Origin of the sequence: Streptomyces sp. NPDC007875, from assembly GCF_042868035.1 — a bacterium.
GTDB classification, from domain to species: domain Bacteria; phylum Actinomycetota; class Actinomycetes; order Streptomycetales; family Streptomycetaceae; genus Streptomyces; species Streptomyces antimycoticus.
Map to the genome: position 1 here is coordinate 61,829 of NZ_JBIADZ010000014.1, position 23,046 is coordinate 84,874.

Sequence of the window (23,046 nt, forward strand, 5' to 3'; positions counted from 1 at the left end):
GACAGCCCGCCCCTCAGGCGATGACCCGGCCGCGCAGAATGATGCGGTTGGGATGGGCCAGAACCGAGCTGTCGAGTGTCGGATCGGTGTCATAGGCGACGAGGTCGGCGGGGCCTCCCTCGACCAGGCCGGGCAGACCCAGCCAGGCTCTGGCTGCCCACGATGCCGCCCCGAGAGCCGCTTCCGCCGACAGCCCGGCGCGTACCAGCCATTCGATCTCTGACGTGACCCTGCCGCAGGGGAAGCTGTCAGTGCCTGCCAGTACCGTGACGCCGGCTTCGCATGCGGCCCGGACGTTCGGCAGCATGCCTTCCCAGCCGGCCAACCACCAGTCGCGACGAGCGCTCGGCTCCTCGGCGCGACGTCGGTCGGCTCCGGCGCCGAAGACGCTGAGCGTCGGAACGAACGCGGTGCCCTGGGAAGCCATCTGATCGATCAGGCCAGGGTCCAGGTGCATGCCGTGCTCCAGGCTGTCGGCGCCTGCTTGAACGGCACGGCGGCTGCCGTCGGCGGTCTGGCAGTGGGCGGCCACCCGGCCGCCGACCGCGTGTACGGCTCGCACCACGGAGGTGAGGACTTCCTGGGGCAGCGCCGGTTCGTCGTACTTCCAGTCGACGATGACCTTGCACCAGCCCGAGGACGCCTTGGCTTCCTCGACGGCCGCCCGCACCAGATCCGCTTCACTCACATCACGCCCGAAGCCGGGGAAGAAGCGGCCCGGAGTGGCCAGCCACCGTCCGGCTGAGCGCACCCGTGGCATCTCCGGCTCCTCGTCCACCCAGCTCGGTATGCGCGCGGCGGACCCGGGTGTCCGGACCAGCAGTACGCCGCAGTCGCGGTGATCGGTCAGGTGCCGGCGAAGCGTGTCGTCGCTGAACGGGACGTCGATGTCCTCGGTGCCCGGGTGCGTATGCACGTCGACCAGGCCAGGCAGCAGCCATCCGCCATCGACGACGAGATCCGCGCCGGGGACGGGGTCGGTCCGTAGCCGGTCCCCGTCAATCCAGAAGGACCGCTCTTCCCGCTCCGGCAGGACGACGCCGCGCACCTGGAGTACCACCGGCGAGCGCCTCCTCGAATCCGCACGGGCCGATTCGTCGATCTTACTGGCCGGTTCATATCAAGGCGGCCTGCCCGAACGGCCGTTGGAACAGGCCGCGCCTACGGTGCCGTGCCGGTCGAGCTGGAAGTCGGCCAGGAAGTCTCATCGTCCGTGGGGCGCCCGCGCGATACGCATTTCCGGCGCGGTGCCCGGCGTACGGGTCTTCTGGCGGAACAGGCCACGGCTGCCGACAGCCAGCGCCCACGCCAAGAGAGGAAAGGCCGCGACCCGCTCCATGCCCCCCATACCGAGTCCGAGGTAGTGGCGGGAGAGAAAGAGCCCGAAGGCCGTGAGCGCGGTGATTCCCAGCAAGGTGGTCACCCAGCGCAAGGGACCCGGGACATCATCCGCGAGCCTGGTTCCCGTCAGAAGAAGACCGATGTTGCCCGTTCCCATGATGAGCAGGGCGCCCAGGACGTGCTGGTTCTCGTGGACGTCAGCGGGCGCCAGCCCGGCCAGCACAAAACCGACGCCGGCCCCGGCCAACAGAAATCGGGTCACGGTCGAGGCGGAGCCTCGGCGCCACAGAGGGCCAGTCAGGGCGGTGCCGATGACGAGCAGTGTTCCCAGTGCGATGAACGAGGCGTTCATCGCGGCATGTTCAGGTGAGCAGACATAGCGTGGCTCGGGATCGGACCGCAGAGCGCAGTGAGCGTTTCCCAAGTCGCTGATGTTGTTCCATGCCCAACTGTACGGTCGCGCCCAGGCCGACTCGACGAACCAATGGACCGCGAAGAACTGCACCACACCCGCCACCCACGCGGAATATCCGATTCGAGCCTTCACCTGTCCGCCTTCGCTCGCACGATGTTTGTGCATACAGCGGATCATGCGGCGTCGGCCTCAAACACTCCGACCAGCCCCCGGAGCGGGGTGGGGCAGTCCCTACCTGTGTCCGCGTTTCAAGGGGTCACGGAACTGCGGGCAGAGCGGAATTGAAGCTTCATCACCGTCTCCCGGGGGCCGGGAAACGAAAGTGGCCCTCACCGACGGGGGATGCGGTGAGGGCCACCCTCAGTGTGGCACGGCCGCAGCGCGGAAGCACGCGTTCCGCGCGACACAATCGCATATATCTACAACCGGAACTCGCCCGCCCGCCCCCGTGCGGCGGTCCCGGCCGCCTCGACCTCCTACGTTGTGTCTCGCGAAGTGGCGGCCCGGGTCTTTCTGTCCGCCGTTTCCTGCGACCGCCGGCCAGTGATCACCTGGATGTCCGTCGGCCGCCGGAGCTAGCCGAGGTGGTCTGACCTCCGGCACTGGCGCGGGCCGGCCGCCCGGCACGCCGGTCCAGCCGATTCATCGCTCCTCGGTGAAGGGCCCGTAGTGGACGAAGCGATGGAGTTGGCGGGCGAACGTCCGCGCCTCGCTGGGGGGCCAGGAGGCGAGAGAGTCCTCGATATGCGCGGCGAGGCGCTGCCGGGTGGTCTCGATCGCCTGTCGCCCGGTCTCGGTCAGGGCGAGCAGAGTGGCGCGCCGGTCGCCGGGGTCGGGTTCACGGTGGAGCAGCCCGGCTTCCTCCAGGCGGGTCGCGCGGCGGGTGACGCCGGAGCGGTCCAGGCCGATCTCGTCGGCGAGGCCCGCGGCGCTGCGCGGGCCGGTGCGGGCGAGACCGCTGAGCACGGGGTAGGTGACCTCGTCCACGGCCTCGCCCAGGCCCTCGGTCAGGCGTCGGTAGATCTGCTCACGGGTGCTGCGCCTGAGCAGCGTGCCCAGCGCGTCGGCGATCTCGTGTCCCACATCGTTCGGCATGACTCCCAGATTAGCGTGCGCTGCGCACGCAATATGCGGTACGGTGCAGATGCGTGCTCGGCGCACGCAGTTTTCGATGCTTCCACCTACCGAAGGGCACCGTCATGGCCACCGCCACCTCTCGTTCCGATATCGCCGCAGCCCTCACCGACCTGCTCTTCACGCCCGGCCTTGACCTGGCCGAGGCCGTCGACCGGCACTTCACTCCCGACTACCGACAGCGCACCGACGGCCGCTGGGACGACCGCGGTGAGTTCATGTCCCACATCGCCCACCTGCGCACGATCGTCGCCGGCGGATCGGTCCAGGTCCTCGACGAACTCGTACAAGGCGACCGCTACGCGGACCGTCACGTCATCGACGTCGCGAAGACCGACGGCTCCACCGTGCGCACGGAGGTCTACCTCTTCGGCGAGTTCGCCCCGGACGGGCGCTTCCGCCGCATCGAGGAGACCACCCTCATGCTGCAGGGCACCGACGCCGACCGGAACATGGGGAGCGCTCGCTGACACCGCGCGGCGCCGGCGCTCGGGAGCAGTGCCGCGCTCCCGTACGCCCCCACCGACTACCCTGATCTCCCACTGCGCCCCATGGGGCACACGTCCTGCGAGAGAATGGCCCGAGCCCGAGCGAAGGCGTCTCGACTGGGGCCGCAGAACGTCACACCCGATGCGGGGAAGGGAACTCGGAGATGAGCGCACAGCCCGAACACCCCACCGACCGCAGGATCCCGGCGATCCCGAACACGATCAACGGCATCGGCGATGCGCTGACCGGAGCGAACCGGGCCCACTTCTACGCCGAGGTCCTGGCCGCCGAAGAGGAGACCGTCCCCGGCATCATGCGCAAGTGGTGGAAGGCGGCCATGCTCGACAGCGCCCCCGGCGCGGCGGAGAGCCGTTCCAACGCCGCCGCCGGCACCCGCCTGGTCTCCGTGGAGGACCTCGCCGACCAGCTCGAGGGAATCAGCCGATGACCGCCCAGCCGCGGCGCGGCTGGGCGGTGTGGACCGAGGAGATCCCCGCACGGACGCTGCTCGACATGCCACCGGACCTTTCCAAGAAGGTGGTGAACTTCCTGAGCGCGTTGGCCCTCGAAGTCGGCGGCGCGATTGACCGCGACCGGCGGCCGCCCGGTGACCCGATGGACGACCTCGGTACCCGGTACAGCCTGCAGATCGGCGGGGAGCCGATCGTTTTCGAATACGTCGTACTCCCCGAACTCCGCGAGATCCGCGTCCCCGTACTGGTCTGGTTCCGCTGACGTCCTGTCCGCCCCGGCGCGAAGTGGTCAGGAGGCCGGCGTGGCGAAGTAATCGCCGTGCTCCAGGTCGTCGAGCAGCGTCGGGTGGGCGGGCGACCAGCCGAGCAGCTCCTGGGTGTGAGAGCTGGAGACGGGCGCGTCGATGCCGTAGACGGTGGCCATGAACGGGCTTACGAAGTGCGCGGCAGCCTCGTCCGGGGTCAGCGAGGCCGCGGGCAGATCGAGGGCTCGGGCGATCGTCTCCGCGATGCTCTTCAAGGTGACGCCGCTTTCGGCCACCCCGTGCAGCACGCTGCCCGCGGGAGCCTTCTCCAATGCCAGACGGAACAGGGTCGCCGCGTCGAGCCGATGCACCGCGGGCCACCGGTTGCCACCGTCGCCGACGTAGGCCGACATACCGGTCTTTCGTGCGGTGGCGACGAGGATGCCGATGAAGCCGTAGTCCCCGGGGCCGTGGACGGTGGGGGCGAGCCGGACCACGCTCGTGCGTACTCCCTGGGCGGCGAAGCCCAGGCATGCTCGCTCGCCCGGGATCCGGAATCCGGCGACCCCGGCCGGGTCGGGCTCGTCCCTCTCGGTGGTCTCCCGGCCGACGGGCATGACCAGCGTGCCGGAGGTGCTGACGAACGGCTTGCCCGAGTGTGCCAGCGCCCGGCCGAGCGTCTCGATCGCGGTCCGGTCGCGCCGCATCATGTCGTCGGGGTCGGCGAAGTCCCCGCCGAAGGCCATGTGCAGGACGCCGTCGGCGGCTTCGGCGCCGCTCCGCAGGCTGTCGAGGTCGTCCAGGGAGCCGCGGTGTGGTGTGGCGCCCAGCGACTCCAGCCGAGCGGCGGCGGCATCCGAGCGCGCCAGACCCGTGACGGCGTGGCCGGCCGCGACGAGCTCGGTGACGATGGCGGGGCCGGTCAAGCCGGAGCCACCGGTAACGAAGGCATGCATGAAACGCTCTCCCACTTATGTCAGTCACTGGCACTACTTAGCGCCAGTGACTGACTCTACGCGTAGTGCCAGTCACTGGCGCAATGTGGTGTCGGTCACTGACATGACGCGATAGACTCGGGGAGTGCCACGGAGCGGACTAGAAGCGCGCCGCCGCCTTCAGCAGGCGGCGCTGGAGCTGTACCGGGAGCGGGGGTTCGACCAGACCACCACGGCTGAGATCGCCGCCCGGGCCGGCGTCAACGAGCGCACGTTCTTCCGGCACTTCCCGGACAAGCGCGAGGTGCTCTTTTATGGCGAAGCCGATCTGCGCGCCGCGCTGATGCAATCGGTGGCCGAAGCGCCCGACGGTCTGCGGCCCCTCGAGATACTGCTCTGCGCCTTCCGGGAAGCCGGACGGATCCTTGAGGAGAACCGCCCGTTCTCCGAACCGCGGCTGGAAGTCATCGCCAAGACACCAGCGCTCCGCGAACGCGAGTTGGCCAAGGCCGCGTCGCTCACCGAAGCCGTGGCGGAGGCGCTGCGGCAGCGCGGTGTCGCCGACCGGCTGGCCGGCCTGGCCGCTCAGGCCGGCTGGGCCGCCTTTCACCAGGCGGCCGGGGCCTGGATCGACGACCCCTCACAGAGCCTGGACGCGCATCTCTCCCGAGCCTTCGACGATCTGCGCGCCCTCTCGGCGACATAGGGAAGCCAGGCGGGAGAGCAGGCACTCATCGCGCCGCGGACATACGCACAACGCCCCCGGGGGCAGGCCGCTCGGCCTGCCCCCGGGGGCGCCGCCGTTGTCAGGTCCGCCGCGACGCGACGCAGTGGGCGTGGGCCGCCAGGAGGTCCGGCATCGTGAGCCGCGGGCCGTCCGGGTCCTTTGCCGCGTCGTCCCAGCGGCGCAGCGCGACCGCGTCCGCGGACGTTGATTACGGCTCCCGGATAGCCCTGAATTGGACGGAAGCGCAGCAAGTGCTCCATCGCCTGCTGACGGCCCAACGGGAGGAATCATCATGAAACGCAGGATGCTGATGTCAGATGGTGTCGCGATCACGCGTAGCACCGGCCACGCTGGTAAGGCCGTCACCACGGCTGCCTTGGCCGGTGTGTTACTCGCGACGACGGGAGCCCTGGCCCCCGCCGTCGCTCAGGACGGCCGGTCCGCTCCGCGGCCGACGGCCGACGGGAACGGGGCCGAGGCCGGAGTGTCGGATATCTCGGCGACATGCAGGAACAACGGCCGGAACTATGCAGTGCGGCAGTATTTCCGCGGACCCGCGAGGTACACACTCCGCTGCGGCACCAGCACATGGGGGTGGAAGCACATCAAGCAGCGCTGGAGCCGCTCGTTCGACAACAAGATCAGCAATGCCATCGCGACTGGGCGGCAGACTGTCAGTACCTTCTCGACCTGGACCCTGGCGCCGTGCAGCCGTGAAACGTTCCGTGTGAAGGTCGGAACCCCGGCTGGGATCAACGACGTCCGCACGGCGTACAAGGTCGACCCGGCCGTAGCCGTGATGTGTTAGCGGCTGCCCGCTTGGCCGGGCTCGTTCCCGTCGGATGAGGTGAAAGGCTCGGACTTGCTCATGGCGGCTCAAACTCCGGCGGAATCCCGCCTGGCGTGCTCGTTCACCAGCGGAGGCACGACGTTCGAGGTCTCTGATCTGGGGATCGAGTATCACCCGGACCGCACGGTGACCTTGACGTACCGGCTGGCCGTCGTGCCTCAAGGTCATGAGGAGGAGCGTTGGGAGGTGACGCTGCCATGGGACGACAAGTCCTTTGTGGATGTGTTCACTTCCTCCGCGCCCGAGCCTGACCGGCTCAGCATGCTTGTATCCCTGGTCCGTAGCCTGCTGGAGGAGTGGTGGGACACCAAGGGAAGTGAGCGGCAGTCCGCGAAGATGGGGCGCAGGCTGCCCTGAGCCGTGGCGGTCGACGCTGTCCGGCCGCCACGGCGACCGTCGGCCGCCTGCGGTTACGCGGCCGTCCAGGACGTGAGGATGCGCAGGGCATCGTGCGACGGGGTGCCGGGCTCGGCGGTGAGGACCATGAGGCGCTGCCCTGAGCCGTCGGGGCTGCTCCAGACGTCGCAGTCCAGCGTCAGGTCACCGACCAGACGATGCCGGTAGTGCTTGGTGCCGTAGCTGAGGTTGTTGACGCGGTGCTCGGCCCACCAGGTGCGGAAGTCGGCGTCCTGGACGGACAGCTCGCCGACGAGCTGGGCCAGCTCGGGGTCGTCGGGGTCCGCCGCGGCCTCCATCCGCAGCGCGGCGACGGCGTCGCGGGTGTCGTGTTCCCACTCCCGATGCATAGCGCGGACGACCGGGTCCGTGAACAGCAGACGGACATAGTTGCGCCGCACTGGTGGCGTCAGCGAGAAGTCGGTGAACAGGGCCGCGGCGGCAACGTTCCAGGCCAGGATGTCCATCCGCTTGCCGAGGACGACGGCGGGGGACCCCGTGAGCTGGTCGAGCAGGCGCCGCATGGCGGGCCGCACGCGCTGCGCGGGCCCCCGCCGACGGCGCGGCCGCGCGTCGGTCCTGCCGGCCAGTTCGTAGAGGTACTTCTGCTGGTCCTCGTCGAGGCGCAGCGCGCGGGCGAGGGTGTCGAGCACCGATACGGACGCTCGGACCCGGCCCTGTTCCAGTCGTGTGTAGTAGTCGACGCTGATGGCGGCGAGCTGGGCGACCTCTTGGCGGCGCAGTCCCGCGACCTTGCGATGCGAGTCCGTCTCGGGCAGGCCCAGGTCCTGCGGCGCCAGCTGTGCTCGGCGAGCCTTGAGAAAGGCTCCGAGCTCGCGGGGGGCGGGTGCCGGAGTCATGCTTCCCATTCTCGCGTGAGCGGCACAGGTGGTGAGGGGGCAGGTTTCTGCCCAGCCAAGAACGTGCCCCTTTTGCGTGCTCAGAGCCGAGCCGAGGGTGGACACGTGCCTGGCGAGGTGCCGGGCGCGGAGCCCACCGCAGGGGTGCGGCCCCGCCGAGACAGCGCATAGGGAGCATCCCGTGGCGAAGACCAACGTCACCTTCGACAGTGTCGGCATCCCGCTCGCCGGCCACGTCTACCTTCCCGACACCCCGGCACCGGGCCCGCGTCCGGCGATCGTCGTCGGCCACCCCGGCAGCGGGGTGAAGGAGCAGGCCGCCGGAGTGTACGCGCGGCGCCTGGCCGAGAGGGGCTTTGTCACGCTCGCCTTCGACGCGGCCCACCAGGGCGAGAGCGGCGGCGAGCCGCGCGGTCTGGAGGACCCCGGCCACCGCGTCGAGGACCTCAAGGCGGCCGTCTCCTACCTCACCACCCGCGGCGATGTCGACGCGGAGCGCATCGGCGCACTCGGCATCTGCGCCTCCGGTGGCTACGTACTGCCCGCCACCGCGAGCGATCACCGCATCAAGGCCGTCGCCACGGTCAGTGCCGTCGACATCGGCCGCCAGTTCCGCCTGGGAACCGACGGAACTCAGGATCCGTCCGTGTTCCAGGGCATGCTGGATGCCGCGGCTCAAGCACGCACCACCGAGGCTCGTGGTGAGACGCCGCCGGTCCTGACCCTCTTCCCCGACACCGCCGAGCAGGCCCGCGCGCTCGGCGGAGAACACGGCGCCGAGGGCTTCGACTACTACCGCACCCCGCGAGCCGGGCACGCCCGCTCGGCGCGCTTCTTCACCTGGACCAGCATCGACAAGATGGCAACCTTCGACGCCTTCACCCCGATTCCGCTGATCGGGCTACGGCCTCTGCTCATGATCGTGGGTACCCGCGCCGTCACCTCCTGGATGAGCGTCGAAGCGTTCCAGCGGGCCATCGGACCAAAGGAGATCCACTGGGTCAACGGCGCAAGCCATGTCGACCTCTACGACAAGGAGCAGTACGTGGACCCCGCCGTCGAGAAGCTCGCCGGGTTCTTCAGCGAGCACCTCGGCCAACCTTGAATTCCCGGGCCGGGTCAGATCACGCGGAAGAGGTCGGCGGCCGCGTGGACGTCGGTGAGGTCCTCGATGGAGCGGAGGTTGTCGCACAGGGCCTCCAGGACCGAGCCGGTCTCGGCGGCGCGCGGGGCGCCGATGGCCACGCCGAAGACCCGGAAGCCCAACTGGTGTTTGGCGGCGTTCCAGCCGCGCATCCATTCCTCGGTGACGCCGCATTCGTCGTCGGTGATCATCACGATGTCGCCGCGCGTGCGGGCGGTGTCGTTGAACTCCTCCTCCAGCAGCTCGCGGGCCGCTGTCAGCGGAGTCTGGTAGCTGGTGCCGCCGCCGAGGAAGGTTTCCGCGAAGTCGAGGATCCGGGCGATGCCGGCGGGCCGACCGGACGGAAAGCGGAAGACCTGGATCTTGTCGGCGGCGGAGAACAGGATGCCGACGAAGTCACGCTTGGCGTGGCGGGCCTGGTCCAGCAGCGCCAGGGCGCATGCCTTGGCCCACGCCTCCCGGGTGACCCCGCCGGGCCCCGCCTCGTACATGGAGTGCGAGGTGTCCACGCACGCGATGATGGCGCCCCGGCCGGTGGCCTGCTCTCCCTGGCTGTCGTAGAGCATCAGCTCCCCGGCGGCGTAGCGCGCGGCGAACACCGCACGCAGCTCGGGCAGGCCGAGGTTGGCCAGCTCGGAGGGGATGAGGCGGGAGAGGTCATTGCCGAGCGTGACGCCGACCAGCTCGCCGGTGGCGTTCTCCACCTTGCGGGCGCGCTCACCGCCGGCCATCTGCCGGAAGCGACCGATCAGCTCGGCCCACTGTGCGAGACGACCGCTGCGCAGCCGCTCGGCGAGCCGGGCGCGCTGGTCGAACGGCATCCGCTCCAGCTCGCCGGGGCCAACGCCCCATGCCCGCATCAGCGCGGCCTCCTCCCGCACGGCCCGGGCGGCCTTCGCCGCCGCGTTCCGCGCGGCGGCACGGATGCCGGGAGCCGCCGCCAGGGCCTGCGCGGCGTCCTGGGCGGCCTGCCGCGCGGCGGCGTCGGCGGTCTCGGCGGCCTCGATCGCCTGTTGTACGGCGTCGGCGGCCGGGGCCTGCACGGTGCCGACCCCGTTGGACCAGTACGCCTCGCCCGCGGCCTGCTGGAGCGCCTCGCCCACGGCGTCCGCCGCGCCTTCGGCGTCCCGCTGGGCCTGCTTCGCCCGCTCGGCCCGGTCCTGGGCCGTCCGGGAGCGCTCCAGCATCCCGCGCAGCGCGGCGGCCTGGGCGAGCACCGCCATGGCGGCGGCGTAAGGGTCTCCGGCCGTCTCCCGGCGCAGCTCGGTGAACTCCAGTGACTCCACCAGCGAGGAGAGGACCAGGTGGTTGACCAGCCGGGAGGGGGCCATCTCCGCGCGCCTGCGCAGCCGCGGGCCGACCTTGTAGGCGGCCAGGAACACGTCGGTCAGGAGGTCGGTGGTGTAGTGGTAACGCTCGTTCAGCTCCTCGGCCACCTCGCGCAGTCCGGCCGACTGCTCGTAGGTGTCGCGCCAGGTGATCCGGTCGAACCGGTCCGCGGCCACGACCGCCGTGTGCCGCTCGGGAGCGGCGGCGGCCCGGCCCAGCCACGTCCCGGCCCGGCCCGCCAGCTCGTCGAGCCGGCCCGGTGTCCGGTCCGGTGTCTCGTCCATGCTCCTGATCCCCGGTGTTCAGAGCTGGGCCTGCACCGTGCTCGCGTCCACGCCGAGGGCCTCGGTGAGAACGCGGGCGCGGACGGCGCGCTGGCGGCCGGTGACCCGGTCGATGGCGGCGGTGGAGCGTCCGGCGCTCGCCGCGTCCTGGCGCAGCGTCTCCAGCCGCTTCCCGGCCATGGCGAGCTTGTTGTGGGCCTTCTTGATGACCCACTCGCTCAGCGCCTCGCGGGACTGCCCGGCCATGGCGTCGAGCTGGGCCTCCAGCTCCTCGATGGCGTCGGCCAGGTCGAGCGCCTCCTTGGCGTCGGGGTTCACCAGTTGCAGCACCTCGCGCTCGACGGTCGGACGCTGGGCGGGAGAGTCCCACAACACGTGCGTCAGCACCGACAGGTCGGTCTCGGCGACCGCCGGACGGCCGTCGAGGTACGCGGACGCCTGGAGCAGACCCACCGCCTGCCGCCAGCGGCGGTCTGAGGCGATGAGCTCCTTGCGGCGCAGGGCGGCCCGCAGCGTACACACCGCGTCCACGATCGCGTCGGGGACGTCCACGGCCGGGACGGCTTCGGCCACGGCGTGCCGCAACGCGGCCAGCTCGACCGTGGTCCGGGCCGGTGTCGCCGGGCGGCTGACGGCGGAGCGGACCAAGGCGGCGAAGTTCGAGGGGTCTTCCAGATACCCGACCTCGATCCGCACCAGCAGCCGGTCGTAGATCGCGGCCGAATCCTCCCCGCTGGGCAGTTCGTTGCTCGCCGTGATGGCCCCGATCAGAGGGCAGCGGATCGGCTCGCCGCCGCTCTCGGGGTGGTAGATCCGCTCGTTGAGGTAGCCGAGCGTCTCGTTCAGCGCCGCCGTGGAACACTTGAAAATCTCGTCGATGAACGCGACATGCGCGGTCGTGGCGCGGCCGTCGTAGACCTGGCGGTACTCACCCCGGGCCAGCGCGGCGACGTCGATGGGACCGAACATCCTCGTCGGCGCGGTGAACTTCGACAGCAGGATCTCCCAGTAGGCTGCGCCCTCGATCCGGCTCGTGAGCTCCCGGGCCATTTCGGACTTCGCCGTTCCGGGCGGGCCGAGCACCAGTGAGTGCTGCCCGGCCAGCAGCGTCACCACCAGCGTCCGCACCACGTCGGCCCGCTCATAGAAACGGTCCGACAGCTCGTCGCCGATCGCCCGCAGCCGCTTGGCCGTGTCCTGCGCGTCCTGTCCGGTGTCCAACTCAACCCCCTGCCTGCGGCACCCTGTTGGGCTCACGAGACGGCCCTTCCGTGGCCTGTGCTCGATACCGCCCCGGTGTCGTGCCGAACTCCCTCTCGAAGGCGTGTGAGAGTGCGTACGGGCTGCCGTAGCCGACTCGGCCTGCGATGGTGGCCAGGGTATCCGGAGTGTCTCGGAGCAGAGTGGCGGCAAGGATCACGCGCCACCACGTGAGGTACGTCATCGGAGGGCGGCCGACCAGAGTGGTGAACCGACGCGCCAGAGTGGGACGGGAGACGCCCGCCTCTGCCGCCAGGCGGTCAATGCTCCACGGCGCGGCCGGGTCGGAGTGCATCGCCCGCAGGGCGGCGGCCGTCACCGGGTCGCCCAGTGCGCCGGGCCACGCTCCGCGGGTGGTCTCGGCCATCCAGGAGCGGATCATGTAGACGAGGAGGAGGTCGAGCAGGTTCGGCAGCGCGACGCAGGAGCCGGGCCGGCTCTCGTCCAGCTCACCGGCGAGCAGGTCGATCGCGGCGCGGAGTTCGAGGTGGCCGCCTACTCGGTGGGGAAGGTGGACGACTTCAGGCAGCTCTGCCATGAGCGGGTGCATGCGGCTGCAGTCGAGCCAGTACGTGCCGCAGAGCAGCTCCGTCGTCTCGTGATCAGGCCGGGCTCGCGGCCCTGCCGCCACGAGCCATTGCCCGAACGGCACCGCCTTCTCCTTCGCGACCGCCGTATCGACGGGGGAGTCGGCGATCACATGGCCCGTGCCATGGGGCAGCAGCACCGCGTCACCCACGCCGAGAGGTACCAGGGTGCCGCCGTCGGTCAGCAGCCAGCAGTTGCCCTTCAGGACGACGTAGAAGCCCGCACCGTCATACGGGTCCAGGCGCGCGCACCAACTCCCACTCGTCCGCACCCGGTGGGACCAGGGGTGGCCGAGGTGCACGGCAGAGATCGCGTCGCTCACCACATCCATGCGCCGAGGATATCTCCCGTATGAGGCGTGAGACGGATGCGTATCTCGCTGAGCCGAATGCGCATTGAGAGGATCGTGCGGCCTTTTTAGGGTCGAGCACATGATGAACGAGAACGAGCGTGTGCAGAGCATGGTGCTGGGGGATGTCGAGGTCATCCGGGTCATTGAGTGGCACAGACCGTTCTTGCCCACCTCCGGCATGTTCCCGGGAGCCACCGCCGATGTGTGGAAGGACAATGAGGACTGGCTGGCACCGGACCACTGGGAGCCGGACAGCGACCGGACGGTGGTTGCGCTGCAGACGTGGGTGCTGCGCAGCGGTGGGCGGACCGTCCTGGTCGACACAGGTGCGGGCAACGGCCGCGAGCGGCCGGGCATGGCGCCGTTCTTCCACCAGTGTCAGGGTGATTTTCTCGGCCTTCTGGCGAGGGCCGGTGTGCGCCCGCGGGATGTCGACGTCGTGGTCAACACCCACCTCCACGTCGATCACGTCGGCTGGAACACCGCCCACGCGGACGGGGAGTGGGTACCGACGTTCCCCAACGCCCAGTACCTCATTCCGGCCGCCGACGACTCCCACTACCGTCCCGGCAATGCGCAGGGGAACGGTCTGCAGGAGGTCGATCGCCTGATCTACGAAGACAGCATCGCGCCCATCCACCGGGCCGGACAGGCCGTGCTCTGGGACGGCTTCCACCGCATCGACGAACACCTCACGCTCGAGTCCGCGCCCGGCCACACTCCCGGTTCGTCCGTACTGCGGCTCGCCTCCGGGAGCGACCGGGCGGTTTTCGTCGGAGATCTGCTGCACAGTCCGGTGCAGATTCTCCAGCCCTGCTGCAACAGCGACGCCTGTCTGGTCCCGGAACAAGCGGTGGCCAGTCGCCGTCGGATTCTCGGGCGGGCAGCCGATGAACGAGAGTTGCTCGTCCCGGCACACTTCGGTGGTGCGGGCGCCCTGGAAGTCCGACGGAGGAGCGGTGGGTTCGCCCTCGGCCCATGGGCGACATTCAGCCCGAAGAAGTAGAGCGGGTCAGCGCTGCGGGACGTCCTTGACGAACACGATGCCGTCAGTGCCGGCCAGATGGGCCGGGTCGAGCGGGGAGTAGCCGAACCAGGGGGATACGCGGTGCGCGGGCAGCGTGTCGCCGAGGGCGGCGCCCAGTCGCGGGGCGTCGAGGACACAGCGGTCCTCCGGGAGCGCGTACAGGAGTCCCTCGACGGTGTCCGGCGGCGGCGTGTCCACTCCCTGGTGCCGGATCGTGCCCAGGGCCGTGGCCACGAAGGCGTACTCCTCGCCGAGCCGGGCACTCACCAGCGCACCGGCGCTCCACCACTCCAGCGACGTCCCGCCCATCCGCATCGTGCTCTTCGCCCGCTGGAGATGGCCGTTGTGGGCGTGGACCAAGGCCGGGCCCTGCTCCGCGAGGGCGAGGAGGTTGTGGGCCATCATCGAATCCCGCAGGCTCACCAGCCAGGTCATGCGGGCCGGTGAGGTGTCGGCCATCCAGTAGTGGTAGCGCAGCAGGCCGGTGGCGGTGCGCCCGTACAGGCGCGCCCGGTCCCAGTCGTCCCGCGAGGTTGCCGCGAGCAGGTGCGGTGTCTGTGTGTCGAGCAGTGCCACCAGATCGTCGGCGAGCAGCCGCAACTCCCCGGCCCCGGCCGACTGCCCCACGGACTGGGTCGGGTCCATCATCGCGGCCGGGTGGGCCCACCGGTCGTCGGCGCCGAGCAGGCGGTCGAGCGTTTCCCCGGTGCAGGGGAGCAGGTCCGCGTCCACCCCGGCCGCGAGGTAGCCGTGGAGCGCGGTGAGGGCCTGCCGGGGGCTCGCGGCGCCGGTGATCTCCAGCGGGCCGTCGAAACCGGCGAAGCGGAGCCGATCGGACGCGGACCGGCCGTCGTTGTAGGCGCGCATCCAGCGCACGAGTTCGCGGTTGGCCGCGGAGGTGCCCCAGCCGTGGCTGAATCCGTGCTCCATGGCCTCGTCGAGCGTGCCTGTGCCCGAGGTGACGTAGTCGTCCACGACCAGGCCCATCAGGCAGTCGCTCTCGAGCGCGATCGTCCGGTAGCCCTCCTGCTCGACGAGCTGCCGGAAGAGCTCGTTGCGCAGGTCGAGCAGAGTGTCCTCGCCGTGGGTGGGCTCGCCCAGGGCGAGCAGCCGGGCCCGGGCCGGAAGCAGCCTCATGACGGCGGCGGCCTCGACGGCATGGGCGGTGTCCTTGATCTCGGTAGCCATGCCTTCAACGGTATCGTTGAACCTTCGATTGAAACTTCTTCGCGATATCGGCAGAACCATGGGACGAAACCTTCAAAACGGCGAGCGGCTCAGGCCGATTGATCTGGCGCGCGGACACGGTCTGTCCACGCAGGCGATCAGGAACTACGAGGAGACCGGCATCCTTCCGGCCGCCGGTCGCACACCCCACGGCTACCGCACCTACACCTCGCTGCACGCGGCGGCCCTGCGCGCGTTCCTCGCCCTGGTGCCCGGCCACGGCCACCGGACGGCGACGTCGATCATGCGGGCCGTGAACCAGGGCTTGGCCGAGGAGGCTTTCCGCCTCATCGACGAGAGCCACGCCCAGCTCCTCGACGATCGCCGGACCCTCCAGGCCGTGGAGACCGCCCTCCGCGACCTGGAGCCCACCACGGCGCCTGGGCCCGATGTGGGGCCCGGGCCCACCACGGCGCCCGGGCCCGGCGACACGTTCATCGGGCCGTTGGCGGAAAAGCTCGGAATCGGGCCCGCGACGCTGCGCAAATGGGAGCGCGCCGGGCTGGTGCGCCCGCGCCGCGACCCGCTGACCGGGTACCGCGTCTACGACGAGGCCGCCGTACGGGACGCCCGGCTGGCCCACCAACTCAGGCGGGGCGGCTACCTGCTGGAGCAGATCGCCCCGCTGATCGCCCAGGTGCGGGCGGCCGGCGGGCTGGAGCCGCTTCAGGCCGCCCTGTGCGACTGGCAGGGTCGGCTGTCCGCCCGCGGGCGGGCGATGCTGACCGGGGCCGCGGAGCTGGAGGCGTACCTGCACGAGCGCGGATGAGACGTCGGCCGCCGGCCGAAAGAACAGGAGACAGGCGGTTCCGCCTCGGCCGGCCCGGACTTGGCGATCTTCTTGAGCCCGCGGTGCACAGTCAGGGCGGACGCCTCAGAGCCACCCCCGACAACCGAAGAGGTCACTGGTGAAGAACCATCAGCTCTGGCCGCTCGAGGAACCGGGCGATGTCGCGGAGGACGAGCGAACCGAGCTCGCCGTCGACGAGGCGGTGGTCGAACGACAAGGCGAGGGTCGCGGTGTCGCGCAGCCGTATGCGTCCCTTGTGTTCCCACGGTGTTCGCCGCACCTGGCCGAAGCAGAGGATCGCCGCTTCGCCAGGGTTGAGGATCGGGGTTCCGCCGTCGATGCCGAACACACCGATGTTGGTGATCGTGAACGTCCCGTTTCTCATCCGCTCGGGTGGCGTCTTGCCGGCGCGGGCCTGATCGATGAGGTCGGTGAGGGCCAAGGCGATCTCACGCAGGGAGAGCCGCTGGGCCGCGGCGATGTTGGGGACGATGAGCCCTCTCGGTGTCGCCGCTGCGATGCCGAGATTGACGTCGGGGTACTGGACGATCTCACCGGCCGCGGCGTCCCACTTCGCATTGATCTCGGGATGCCGCGCGATGGCGGTCAGCGCTGCCTTGATGACGAGACACAGCGCTGTCAGGCGCACACTCCCGAACGCCTTGTCGGCGCGTGCCCGCTTCAGCAGTTTGCGGGACCGCTGCACGTCGACGGTGACCCATTCCGTGACGTGCGGAGCGGTGAAGGCGCTCGTGACCATGGCCTCCGCGGTGTGCTTGCGCACTCCGCGAATCGGCGTGCGCACCACGTCGTCACGGGGGAGGTCCGGGGCGTTCGACGCGGTTGCCCGCTTCCCGGCGAGGCGGTGGACATCCTCGCGCGTGATGCGTCCCGACGGGCCTGTGGCGGCCACGAGGCGCAGGTCGACTCCGAGGTCGCGGGCGAGCTTGCGCACCGGCGGGGTGGCGAGGGACTTCCGGGTGGAAGGTGTGACGGCCGGTGGCTCGGGCTTCCTCTTTCGCGGGCGTCGCGCTGTCCGCGCGTGGGCCGGCCCATAGCCGACCAGGACGGGCTCGCGGGCGGGGGCGGACGGTTGCTCGTCTGGGGCAGGCGGATCGACGGGCTCTTGGGGTCTGGCGTCGAGTCCGGGACCCGCCTGCGGGGCGCCGTCGTCCTCGACCTCGAACGTGATGATCGGCGCACCGACGGCCACCGCCTCGCCGGCGGCACAGAGGATTTCGGTGACGGTCCCGGCGTACGGGCTGGGCAGCTCCACCACTGCCTTCGCCGTCTCGATCTCCACGATGGTGTCGTTGACGCCGACCGGGTCGCCGGGTCCCACGCGCCACTCGAGGATCTCGGCCTCGGTGAGACCCTCGCCGACGTCGGGGAGATGGAAGTGCTTGGTTACGAGCATCGTGTCCTCCAGGAGAGGTCCGCCGGACGGTTTACGGGGCACACACCCGGTCGACGGCGTCGAGAACTCGATCGAGATCGGGCAGGTAGTCGTCTTCGGCGCGGGCCGGCGGATAGGGGACGTTGTAGCCGCCGACCCGTTCCACGGGGGCCTCGAGGTCGTAGAAGCAGTGCGCCATGACCGTGGCGGCGATTTCGGCGCCCAGGCCGACGTTGACGGGTGCCTCGTGTACGACGACGACGCGCCCCGTCTTCGACGCCGAGCGGCACAGCTCGGCGGTGTCGAGCGGCGACAGCGAGCGGAGGTCGAGGATTTCCAGCGAACGGCCTTCGGTGGCGGCGACCTCGGCCGCGTTGAGCGCGACCGCGACCGTGGGCCCGTAGGCGACCACGGTGACGTCGGCGCCTTCGCGCAGGACCCGGGCGCGCTTCAAGGTGTCGCCGTCCACAGGGCGGCCGAGGCCGACCTCGGCCCGGTCCCAGTATCGGCGCTTCGGCTCGTAGAAGATGACGGGGTCGTCGCACGCGATCGCGGCGCGGAGCATGTCGTACGCGTCCTGGGGGTGGCCGCACGCTACGACGCGCAGCCCGGCCGTGTGGCAGAAGTACGCCTCATTCGACTCGCTGTGGTGCTCGACCGCGCCGATCCCGCCCCCCACCGGGATCCGGATGGTGACGGGAAGCCGCAGCAGCCCGCGGGACCGTGCCCGCATCTTCGCCAGCTGGCTGACGATCTGATCGAAGGCGGGGTAGACGAAACCGTCGAACTGGATCTCGCACACCGGCCGGTACCCCCGCAGGGCCAGGCCGATCGCCGTTCCGATGATCCCCGATTCGGCCAGCGGGGTGTCCACCACGCGGTCGCCGAACTCTTCGGCCAAGCCATCGGTCACCCGGAACACCCCGCCCAGGGAGGCGATGTCCTCGCCGAGCAGAACCACCCGCTCGTCGTCGCGCATGGCCTGCCGCAGCCCCTCGTTCAGCGCGCGTCCGAGCGTGGTCGTGGCGGCCTTGTCCTGGGCGTCCCTCTCGGCCGAGGTGGCCGCGGCGGTGATGGTCACAGGAAGGACTCCAGATACGTCTCGAAGCCTTCGCGCTCGTGTCGCAGGGCCTCGGTCTCCTCGCACAAGGTGTTTCGGAAGGTGTCGCTCAGGGACGGCTCCGGAAGGGCACGGCACTCCCGGCGTGTCCGCGCCGCGAGCTCCTCGGCGTCGGAGGCGACCGTCGCGAAGTAGTCCTCGTCGGCCCAGCCGCGCGCCGTGAGCAGAAGGCGTACGCGCTCCACGGGGTCGTGGGCCTCCCACCGGGCGAGCTCGGCGTTGTCGCGGTAGCGCTTGGGATCGTCCGACGTGCTGTGTCCGGACATGCGATAGGTGTGCGCCTCGATGAACCCAGGTGCTCCACCGGCCCGGACTCGCTCGACCATGCGCTGTGTGGCGGCGTGGACAGCCAGTACGTCGTTGCCGTCCACGGACACCGCGTCGAGTCCGAATCCCCTCGCACGTTCCCTCAGTGGGGCGGCGTACTGCTTGCTCGCGGGTGTCGAGATCGCCCATCCGTTGTTCTGGCAGAAGAACACGATGGGTGCCGACGCCACCGCCGCCCAGTTGAGCGCCTCGTTGGCGTCCCCCTGGCTGGACGCGCCGTCACCGAAGTAGGTGAACACGACGCTGTCGGTGGCGTCGTACCGAACGCCCATCGCATAGCCGACCGCGTGCAGTGTCTGCGTCGCCAGCACAAGACTGTAGATGTGGAAGTGATGCCGCTCGGGGTCCCACGAGCCATGGCTGGCACCGCGCCACTGCGACAGCAATTCCGCCGGTGAGATACCACGGCAAAGGGCTGCCACGTGCTCGCGGTAGGACGGGAAGACCCGGTCGTCCGCTCGAAGAGCCCGGATCGAACCGGCTTGTGCCGCTTCCTGCCCGAGGGACATCAGCCAGAGCCCGAGCTCACCCTGGCGTTGCAGGGAGTACGCCTCCTGGTCGAAGCGGCGCCCGAGCACCATGTCGCGGTACAGCGTACGGACCAGTTCATCACTCACCTCGAGCATGCCCGCGGCCGCCTGCTCGTTCAGCGTTCCGGCAGGGTCGACCAACTGCAGGACGTCGTCGGCGTGGGCCGCCGCGGATGTCGCAATGGAGTTCGCGCTCATGACCGCCCCCAGGTGTGCGCGCGGTCCACGGCGGTGTGACCCTTCCGGAGGAGGCGCGGCATCCGCAGCGGCGCCGCCATCACGAGCTCCCGGATGGTGAAGCCGGAGAGCGCTTCGACGAGGGCATCGACCTGCGCGGGCTCCGCTGCGGCGAAGACGGTGCAGCGAGTCCGGCCGGCTTCCACGACATCCGCGGAAAACGCCCGGGCGATGGCGACGACTTCGGCGAGTCGGCCTTCGGGGAAGGCGACCGCCACGAATGCCCCGCGCCGATGGTGCGACGTGTCATCGAAGAAGCGGACGACCTTGACGACGTCGGGTGCCCGGTTCAAGAACTTGACAAGCCGTTCCAACTTGATCTCGTCTGCCGTGTCCACCTCGATGGTGATCCTCCGCAGCCCGTCGACGGGCGCGGCGACGTCCATGGTGAGCACGTTGAACTGGCGATGCGCCAAGATCGATGCAACTCGAGCGAGCGCCAAGGGCATGGCCACGACATCGAGTCGCAGCACGGCACCACCATGGTGCGTGTCCGGCTTCATGGCTTCAGAGGGGGCAGCGGGTGTTGCTGCTTGTATCGCGACTGACATGAGGGACACAGTTCCAAGGGCCCGGTCCGTCCACAACAAAGGTGCGCACAGCGATGCGAAGCAGGCGCACATGAGCAGTCCAACCGGGTCGGGAGTGACCGTTGAGGGAAGTACGGCTTACAGTTGCGGTATGTCAGCACCCGTACATCTCGACTCGGTCGATCTGCAGATCTTGGAGTTGTTGCGAGCCGACGGGCGGCGCACCGTTCGCGACATCGCACGCCTGGTGCAGCTCTCGCCGGCGCCGGTCCGGCGGCGCATCACACGCCTCGAGGAGTCGGGAGTCATCACCGGGTACACGATCACGACGGATCAGGCCAAGCTCGGTCAGGGCCTCCAGGCAGTCACTGAGCTGCGTTTCACGGGCGACACGGACATCCATGACATCGTGGAGTTCGCGTCGACTCTGCCGGAGGTCGACGAGGTGTTGACGCTCACGGGCGACGTGGACGCACTCGTCCGGTTGCATGTCGACAATGTCGATGACCTGCAGAAAGTAGTGAATCGCCTGCGTCGTAAGGGTGTCGGCGTGCTGCAGACGAAGACGCTGATCGTCATCGCCTCCTGGCAACGCGGAACTTCCGTGCCCTGAGATCGAGGTGGCCGACGAGCCGACCGCCTGCCGCCCGCACGCCGCACACGGGTCACGGGTGCTCGCGACCAGCGAGCACACCGATTCCCCCGAGCGTTTACGGTCGAGTGGTTGACGTCTCCTCGTCGTCCACGAGCGCGAGCAGCGGCCCCTGTTCGTTCTCGGGGACGTAGCCGGCGTAGTAGTCGTAGAGCGTGCGCCGCGAGATGCGTGCTGCCGCCTGGCCGTCCCGTACCCGGATCGCCTCGAGCACTTCCTGGTGGTGGCGGAGCGACTCCCGCATGAGCGCCGTGCTGTTGCGTGCGTGGGCGACCTTGTCCGAGATCAGCGAGAGGACAGCGCCCCGGACCACCTGATTGCAGACCTCGATGAGGGAGTTGCGGCTGGCCACGGCCACCGCCTCATGGAATGCGACGTCCGCCTTGCTGAACTCCTCGTACCCTGCCTCGATCGCGTCCGACATGACGGCGAGCGTCCGTTCCATGGCGGACAGCTCCTCCTCGGACCGCAGCCGAGCCGCCAGCAGGCTCGCCGACCCGTCGAGGATCATGCGGAACGAGATCAACTCGGCCATCGACACGTTGTCGAACTGGACGAGCCGCGTCATCTCCTTGGTCAGGCCGGCCGGCGAGAACGGCAGGATCTCCGGGCCGTTCGGATCACCCGGGCGCGAGCGGACGAGGCCGTTGCTCTCCAGCACGCGCAGGGCCTCCCGCACCGTGGGTCGGCTCGCCCCGAACTGCGTCACCAACTCCCGCTCGCTCGGAAGCCGTTGGCCGGGCTTCAGATCACCTCGCGCGATCGCCTGCTCGATCTGCTCGACGATGCGCTGGTAGAGCCGTACCGGTGAGACCTGCCGGAACTGTGCCCCATCACTCACGGATTCTTCCCTTCGAGCGTGGTACGTGTCGTCTTCTCCCCGGTGGGCGCGCCGGGGGCGCTGTCCGGCCAGTGCGGGACCGCCTCGGCGGGCCGGTTCCGTTCGTACCACGCCGCCGCCCTCAAGACGCCGAGATCGTCGAAGCGGCGGCCCGCGATCTGCACCCCGATGGGCCGACGGTCCGCCGTAAAACCGCAGTTGACGGTCGCCGCGGGCTGCCCCGACATGTTGTACGGCGCGGTGAAGCCGATGTGGGCCATGGTTTTCGCGTCCCCCGTGAACGGCATCGGCTGCTCAGCGGGAAACGCCGCCACCGGAGCCACCGGCGAGAGCACCAGATCGTACGGGCCCGTGGCGGCGACGGTCCGCGCCTGGATGCGCATGATCTGCTGGTAGCACTGGAGCACCCTCGTGCCCGGTACGTCCGCGCCCCCCTGACACCACCTGATGATGTGGGGGTGGACGCGCAGCCCGGCCTCGGGCGTCAGCTCGCGGAAGTCGTTCCAGGACCGTACCCGCCAGAACAGATCCAGGTCGTCCAGGAGATCCTGGCTCAGATACGGCTCGACGGGCTCCACGACGGCTCCCGCCGCCTCGAAGACCGCGGCGGCGCGGTTCACCGCGGCGAGGATCTCGGCGTCGCACGGCTCGCCGCAGCCGGCGTCCAGGTGCACCCCCACCCGCAGTCCGCGTACCTCGCCGGCCGGCGCCGACCAGTCGATGTCCTGTGGCGGCAGGCTTGTCCAGTCCCGGGGATCCGGCTGGCTCAGGACACGCATGAACAGGGCCGCGTCCGCCACGGTGCGGGTCAGCGGACCGGCGGCGCGCCCCAGGTACGGGGCGTCCAGCGGGATCCTCCCGTAGCTGGGCTTGAGCGTGGCCAGCCCCAGCCAGGTGCCCGGCAGCCGGATCGATCCTCCGATGTCGGTGCCCACGTGGAGTGGACCGTACCCCCCGGCGGCCGCGGCCCCCGCACCGGAGCTGGAGCCGCCCGTGGTCCAGGCGGCGTTCCACGGGCTGCGCGAAATGCCGTGCCGGCTGGAGACCCCCGAGGAGAGCATGCCCCAGTCCGGCATCACGGTCGACCCGAGGATCACCCCGCCGGATTCGAGGACCCGCGCGGTGATGGGCGCGTCCGCCTCGGGGACGACGGGATCGGTTCCCGCGTTGCCCGAGGGCATGGGGACGCTCCTGCGGGCGACGTTCTCCTTCAGTGTCACGGGCACGCCGTCGATGGGCCCGAGCGGTTCCCGCGCGGCCCATCGGGCCTCGCTGGCCTGGGCCGCCTTGCGGGACTCGTCCGGATCCCGCACCCAGAACGCGTTGAGCACACTCTCGCGTGCCTCGATGACCGACTGGACGGCGTCGTGGACCTGGACCGGCGACAACGTGCGGTCAGCGAATCGGGCCACCATCTCGACGGCCGGCATGGTGGCCAGGCCCTGTTCCGTGAGCACCCGCAGTCTCCTTCTCCCCCAGCCACCGCTGGGAGGTACCCCCTGGCGATGCCTGGGGAATTCGAACCCTTGACAAGAGCAGTTTCAGTC

The 23,046-nt window shown here is 69.9% G+C and carries 25 protein-coding genes; 10 read left to right on the top strand and 15 right to left on the bottom strand.

Features of this window, described 5'->3' with window-relative positions; translation table 11 throughout:
- Nucleotides 1–13: 13 nt before the first annotated feature.
- From ACFYOY_RS27430 to ACFYOY_RS27440, 3 genes are all read right to left on the bottom strand, one after another.
- Nucleotides 14–1,060 carry an amidohydrolase family protein gene (locus ACFYOY_RS27430; RefSeq protein ID WP_351901840.1) on the bottom strand — a complete coding sequence of 349 codons (1,047 nt, stop codon included), beginning with the start codon at nt 1,058–1,060 and terminating at the stop codon, nt 14–16.
- Nucleotides 1,061–1,204: 144 nt separating this feature from the next.
- Nucleotides 1,205–1,921 carry a DUF998 domain-containing protein gene (locus ACFYOY_RS27435; RefSeq protein WP_351901842.1) on the bottom strand — a complete coding sequence of 239 codons (717 nt, stop codon included), beginning with the start codon at nt 1,919–1,921 and terminating at the stop codon, nt 1,205–1,207.
- Nucleotides 1,922–2,398: 477 nt separating this feature from the next.
- Nucleotides 2,399–2,851: a MarR family transcriptional regulator gene (locus ACFYOY_RS27440; RefSeq protein ID WP_351901844.1), complete on the bottom strand. Its 453-nt coding sequence runs from the start codon at nt 2,849–2,851 to the stop codon at nt 2,399–2,401.
- Between the two features lie 104 nt (nt 2,852–2,955).
- Here ACFYOY_RS27440 and ACFYOY_RS27445 point away from each other — a divergent pair, with 104 nt between their 5' ends.
- From ACFYOY_RS27445 to ACFYOY_RS27455, 3 genes are all read left to right on the top strand, one after another.
- Nucleotides 2,956–3,360 carry a nuclear transport factor 2 family protein gene (locus tag ACFYOY_RS27445; RefSeq protein ID WP_351901846.1) on the top strand — a complete coding sequence of 135 codons (405 nt, stop codon included), beginning with the start codon at nt 2,956–2,958 and terminating at the stop codon, nt 3,358–3,360.
- Nucleotides 3,361–3,542: 182 nt separating this feature from the next.
- A complete protein-coding gene (locus ACFYOY_RS27450) occupies nt 3,543–3,827 on the top strand; it encodes a hypothetical protein (RefSeq protein WP_014057924.1) in 285 nt (94 codons plus the stop codon).
- Complete coding sequence (locus ACFYOY_RS27455) at nt 3,824–4,114, top strand: hypothetical protein (RefSeq protein ID WP_093470014.1); 291 nt, start codon at nt 3,824–3,826, stop codon at nt 4,112–4,114. Before ACFYOY_RS27450 ends, ACFYOY_RS27455 begins: the two co-directional genes overlap by 4 nt.
- Before the next feature lie 27 nt (nt 4,115–4,141).
- On the opposite strand, the gene ACFYOY_RS27460 is transcribed toward ACFYOY_RS27455, so the two are convergent.
- A complete protein-coding gene (locus ACFYOY_RS27460) occupies nt 4,142–5,053 on the bottom strand; it encodes an SDR family oxidoreductase (protein ID WP_388590237.1) in 912 nt (303 codons plus the stop codon).
- 124 nt (nt 5,054–5,177) lie between these two features.
- Between ACFYOY_RS27460 and ACFYOY_RS27465 the strand changes: the two genes are divergently transcribed.
- The 3 genes from ACFYOY_RS27465 to ACFYOY_RS27475 all read left to right on the top strand — a co-directional run bounded on the left by ACFYOY_RS27465 (nt 5,178) and on the right by ACFYOY_RS27475 (nt 6,966).
- Nucleotides 5,178–5,738, top strand: coding sequence for a TetR family transcriptional regulator (locus ACFYOY_RS27465; RefSeq protein ID WP_351901852.1), 561 nt, complete (start codon nt 5,178–5,180; stop codon nt 5,736–5,738).
- Nucleotides 5,739–6,051: 313 nt separating this feature from the next.
- A complete protein-coding gene (locus ACFYOY_RS27470) occupies nt 6,052–6,567 on the top strand; it encodes a hypothetical protein (protein ID WP_351901854.1) in 516 nt (171 codons plus the stop codon).
- Nucleotides 6,568–6,606: 39 nt separating this feature from the next.
- Entirely contained in the window at nt 6,607–6,966 is a 360-nt protein-coding gene (locus ACFYOY_RS27475; RefSeq protein WP_351901856.1) for a hypothetical protein, read from the top strand.
- A 53-nt stretch (nt 6,967–7,019) separates the two neighbouring features.
- Here the strand turns inward: ACFYOY_RS27475 and ACFYOY_RS27480 are convergent, their stop codons facing one another.
- The gene (locus ACFYOY_RS27480; protein ID WP_388590240.1) at nt 7,020–7,865 is read right to left on the bottom strand and encodes a helix-turn-helix domain-containing protein; all 846 of its coding nucleotides are present in this window, start codon (nt 7,863–7,865) and stop codon (nt 7,020–7,022) included.
- A 181-nt stretch (nt 7,866–8,046) separates the two neighbouring features.
- Between ACFYOY_RS27480 and ACFYOY_RS27485 the strand changes: the two genes are divergently transcribed.
- Nucleotides 8,047–8,970: an alpha/beta hydrolase gene (locus ACFYOY_RS27485; protein ID WP_388590242.1), complete on the top strand. Its 924-nt coding sequence runs from the start codon at nt 8,047–8,049 to the stop codon at nt 8,968–8,970.
- Nucleotides 8,971–8,984: 14 nt separating this feature from the next.
- On the opposite strand, the gene ACFYOY_RS27490 is transcribed toward ACFYOY_RS27485, so the two are convergent.
- The 3 genes from ACFYOY_RS27490 to ACFYOY_RS27500 are packed head-to-tail and all read right to left on the bottom strand — an operon-like array spanning nt 8,985 to nt 12,801.
- The gene (locus ACFYOY_RS27490) at nt 8,985–10,622 is read right to left on the bottom strand and encodes a vWA domain-containing protein (RefSeq protein ID WP_388590244.1); all 1,638 of its coding nucleotides are present in this window, start codon (nt 10,620–10,622) and stop codon (nt 8,985–8,987) included.
- Nucleotides 10,623–10,640: 18 nt separating this feature from the next.
- Nucleotides 10,641–11,843: an AAA family ATPase gene (locus ACFYOY_RS27495; protein WP_351901864.1), complete on the bottom strand. Its 1,203-nt coding sequence runs from the start codon at nt 11,841–11,843 to the stop codon at nt 10,641–10,643.
- Between the two features lies 1 nt (nt 11,844).
- On the bottom strand, nt 11,845–12,801 hold the full coding sequence (locus tag ACFYOY_RS27500) for an AraC family transcriptional regulator (protein ID WP_351901866.1): 957 nt from the start codon (nt 12,799–12,801) through the stop codon (nt 11,845–11,847).
- A gap of 100 nt (nt 12,802–12,901) precedes the next feature.
- On the opposite strand from ACFYOY_RS27500, the gene ACFYOY_RS27505 reads away from it, so the two are divergent.
- On the top strand, nt 12,902–13,828 hold the full coding sequence (locus tag ACFYOY_RS27505) for an MBL fold metallo-hydrolase (protein WP_351901868.1): 927 nt from the start codon (nt 12,902–12,904) through the stop codon (nt 13,826–13,828).
- Between the two features lie 6 nt (nt 13,829–13,834).
- Here ACFYOY_RS27505 and ACFYOY_RS27510 read toward each other — a convergent pair whose 3' ends face one another.
- Nucleotides 13,835–15,037 carry an erythromycin esterase family protein gene (locus tag ACFYOY_RS27510; protein WP_351901870.1) on the bottom strand — a complete coding sequence of 401 codons (1,203 nt, stop codon included), beginning with the start codon at nt 15,035–15,037 and terminating at the stop codon, nt 13,835–13,837.
- A gap of 58 nt (nt 15,038–15,095) precedes the next feature.
- Here ACFYOY_RS27510 and ACFYOY_RS27515 point away from each other — a divergent pair, with 58 nt between their 5' ends.
- Nucleotides 15,096–15,845: a TioE family transcriptional regulator gene (locus tag ACFYOY_RS27515; protein ID WP_351901872.1), complete on the top strand. Its 750-nt coding sequence runs from the start codon at nt 15,096–15,098 to the stop codon at nt 15,843–15,845.
- Between the two features lie 133 nt (nt 15,846–15,978).
- Here the strand turns inward: ACFYOY_RS27515 and ACFYOY_RS27520 are convergent, their stop codons facing one another.
- Genes ACFYOY_RS27520 through ilvN form a run of 4 tightly spaced genes read right to left on the bottom strand, consistent with a single transcriptional unit; the run spans nt 15,979 to nt 19,949 of the window.
- Complete coding sequence (locus ACFYOY_RS27520; protein WP_388590247.1) at nt 15,979–17,283, bottom strand: dihydrolipoamide acetyltransferase family protein; 1,305 nt, start codon at nt 17,281–17,283, stop codon at nt 15,979–15,981.
- Nucleotides 17,284–17,314: 31 nt separating this feature from the next.
- Nucleotides 17,315–18,337 carry an alpha-ketoacid dehydrogenase subunit beta gene (locus tag ACFYOY_RS27525; protein WP_388590348.1) on the bottom strand — a complete coding sequence of 341 codons (1,023 nt, stop codon included), beginning with the start codon at nt 18,335–18,337 and terminating at the stop codon, nt 17,315–17,317.
- Nucleotides 18,338–18,339: 2 nt separating this feature from the next.
- The gene (locus tag ACFYOY_RS27530; protein WP_351901876.1) at nt 18,340–19,437 is read right to left on the bottom strand and encodes a thiamine pyrophosphate-dependent enzyme; all 1,098 of its coding nucleotides are present in this window, start codon (nt 19,435–19,437) and stop codon (nt 18,340–18,342) included.
- Nucleotides 19,434–19,949 carry an acetolactate synthase small subunit gene (gene ilvN / locus ACFYOY_RS27535; RefSeq protein ID WP_388590249.1) on the bottom strand — a complete coding sequence of 172 codons (516 nt, stop codon included), beginning with the start codon at nt 19,947–19,949 and terminating at the stop codon, nt 19,434–19,436. Before ilvN ends, ACFYOY_RS27530 begins: the two co-directional genes overlap by 4 nt.
- Before the next feature lie 208 nt (nt 19,950–20,157).
- On the opposite strand from ilvN, the gene ACFYOY_RS27540 reads away from it, so the two are divergent.
- Nucleotides 20,158–20,619, top strand: coding sequence for an Lrp/AsnC family transcriptional regulator (locus tag ACFYOY_RS27540; protein WP_093470041.1), 462 nt, complete (start codon nt 20,158–20,160; stop codon nt 20,617–20,619).
- 97 nt (nt 20,620–20,716) lie between these two features.
- On the opposite strand, the gene ACFYOY_RS27545 is transcribed toward ACFYOY_RS27540, so the two are convergent.
- Nucleotides 20,717–21,499 carry a FadR/GntR family transcriptional regulator gene (locus ACFYOY_RS27545; RefSeq protein ID WP_351901880.1) on the bottom strand — a complete coding sequence of 261 codons (783 nt, stop codon included), beginning with the start codon at nt 21,497–21,499 and terminating at the stop codon, nt 20,717–20,719.
- Nucleotides 21,496–22,956: an amidase gene (locus tag ACFYOY_RS27550; RefSeq protein ID WP_351901882.1), complete on the bottom strand. Its 1,461-nt coding sequence runs from the start codon at nt 22,954–22,956 to the stop codon at nt 21,496–21,498. The genes ACFYOY_RS27545 and ACFYOY_RS27550 overlap by 4 nt, the downstream gene beginning before the upstream one ends.
- Nucleotides 22,957–23,046 lie beyond the last annotated feature (90 nt).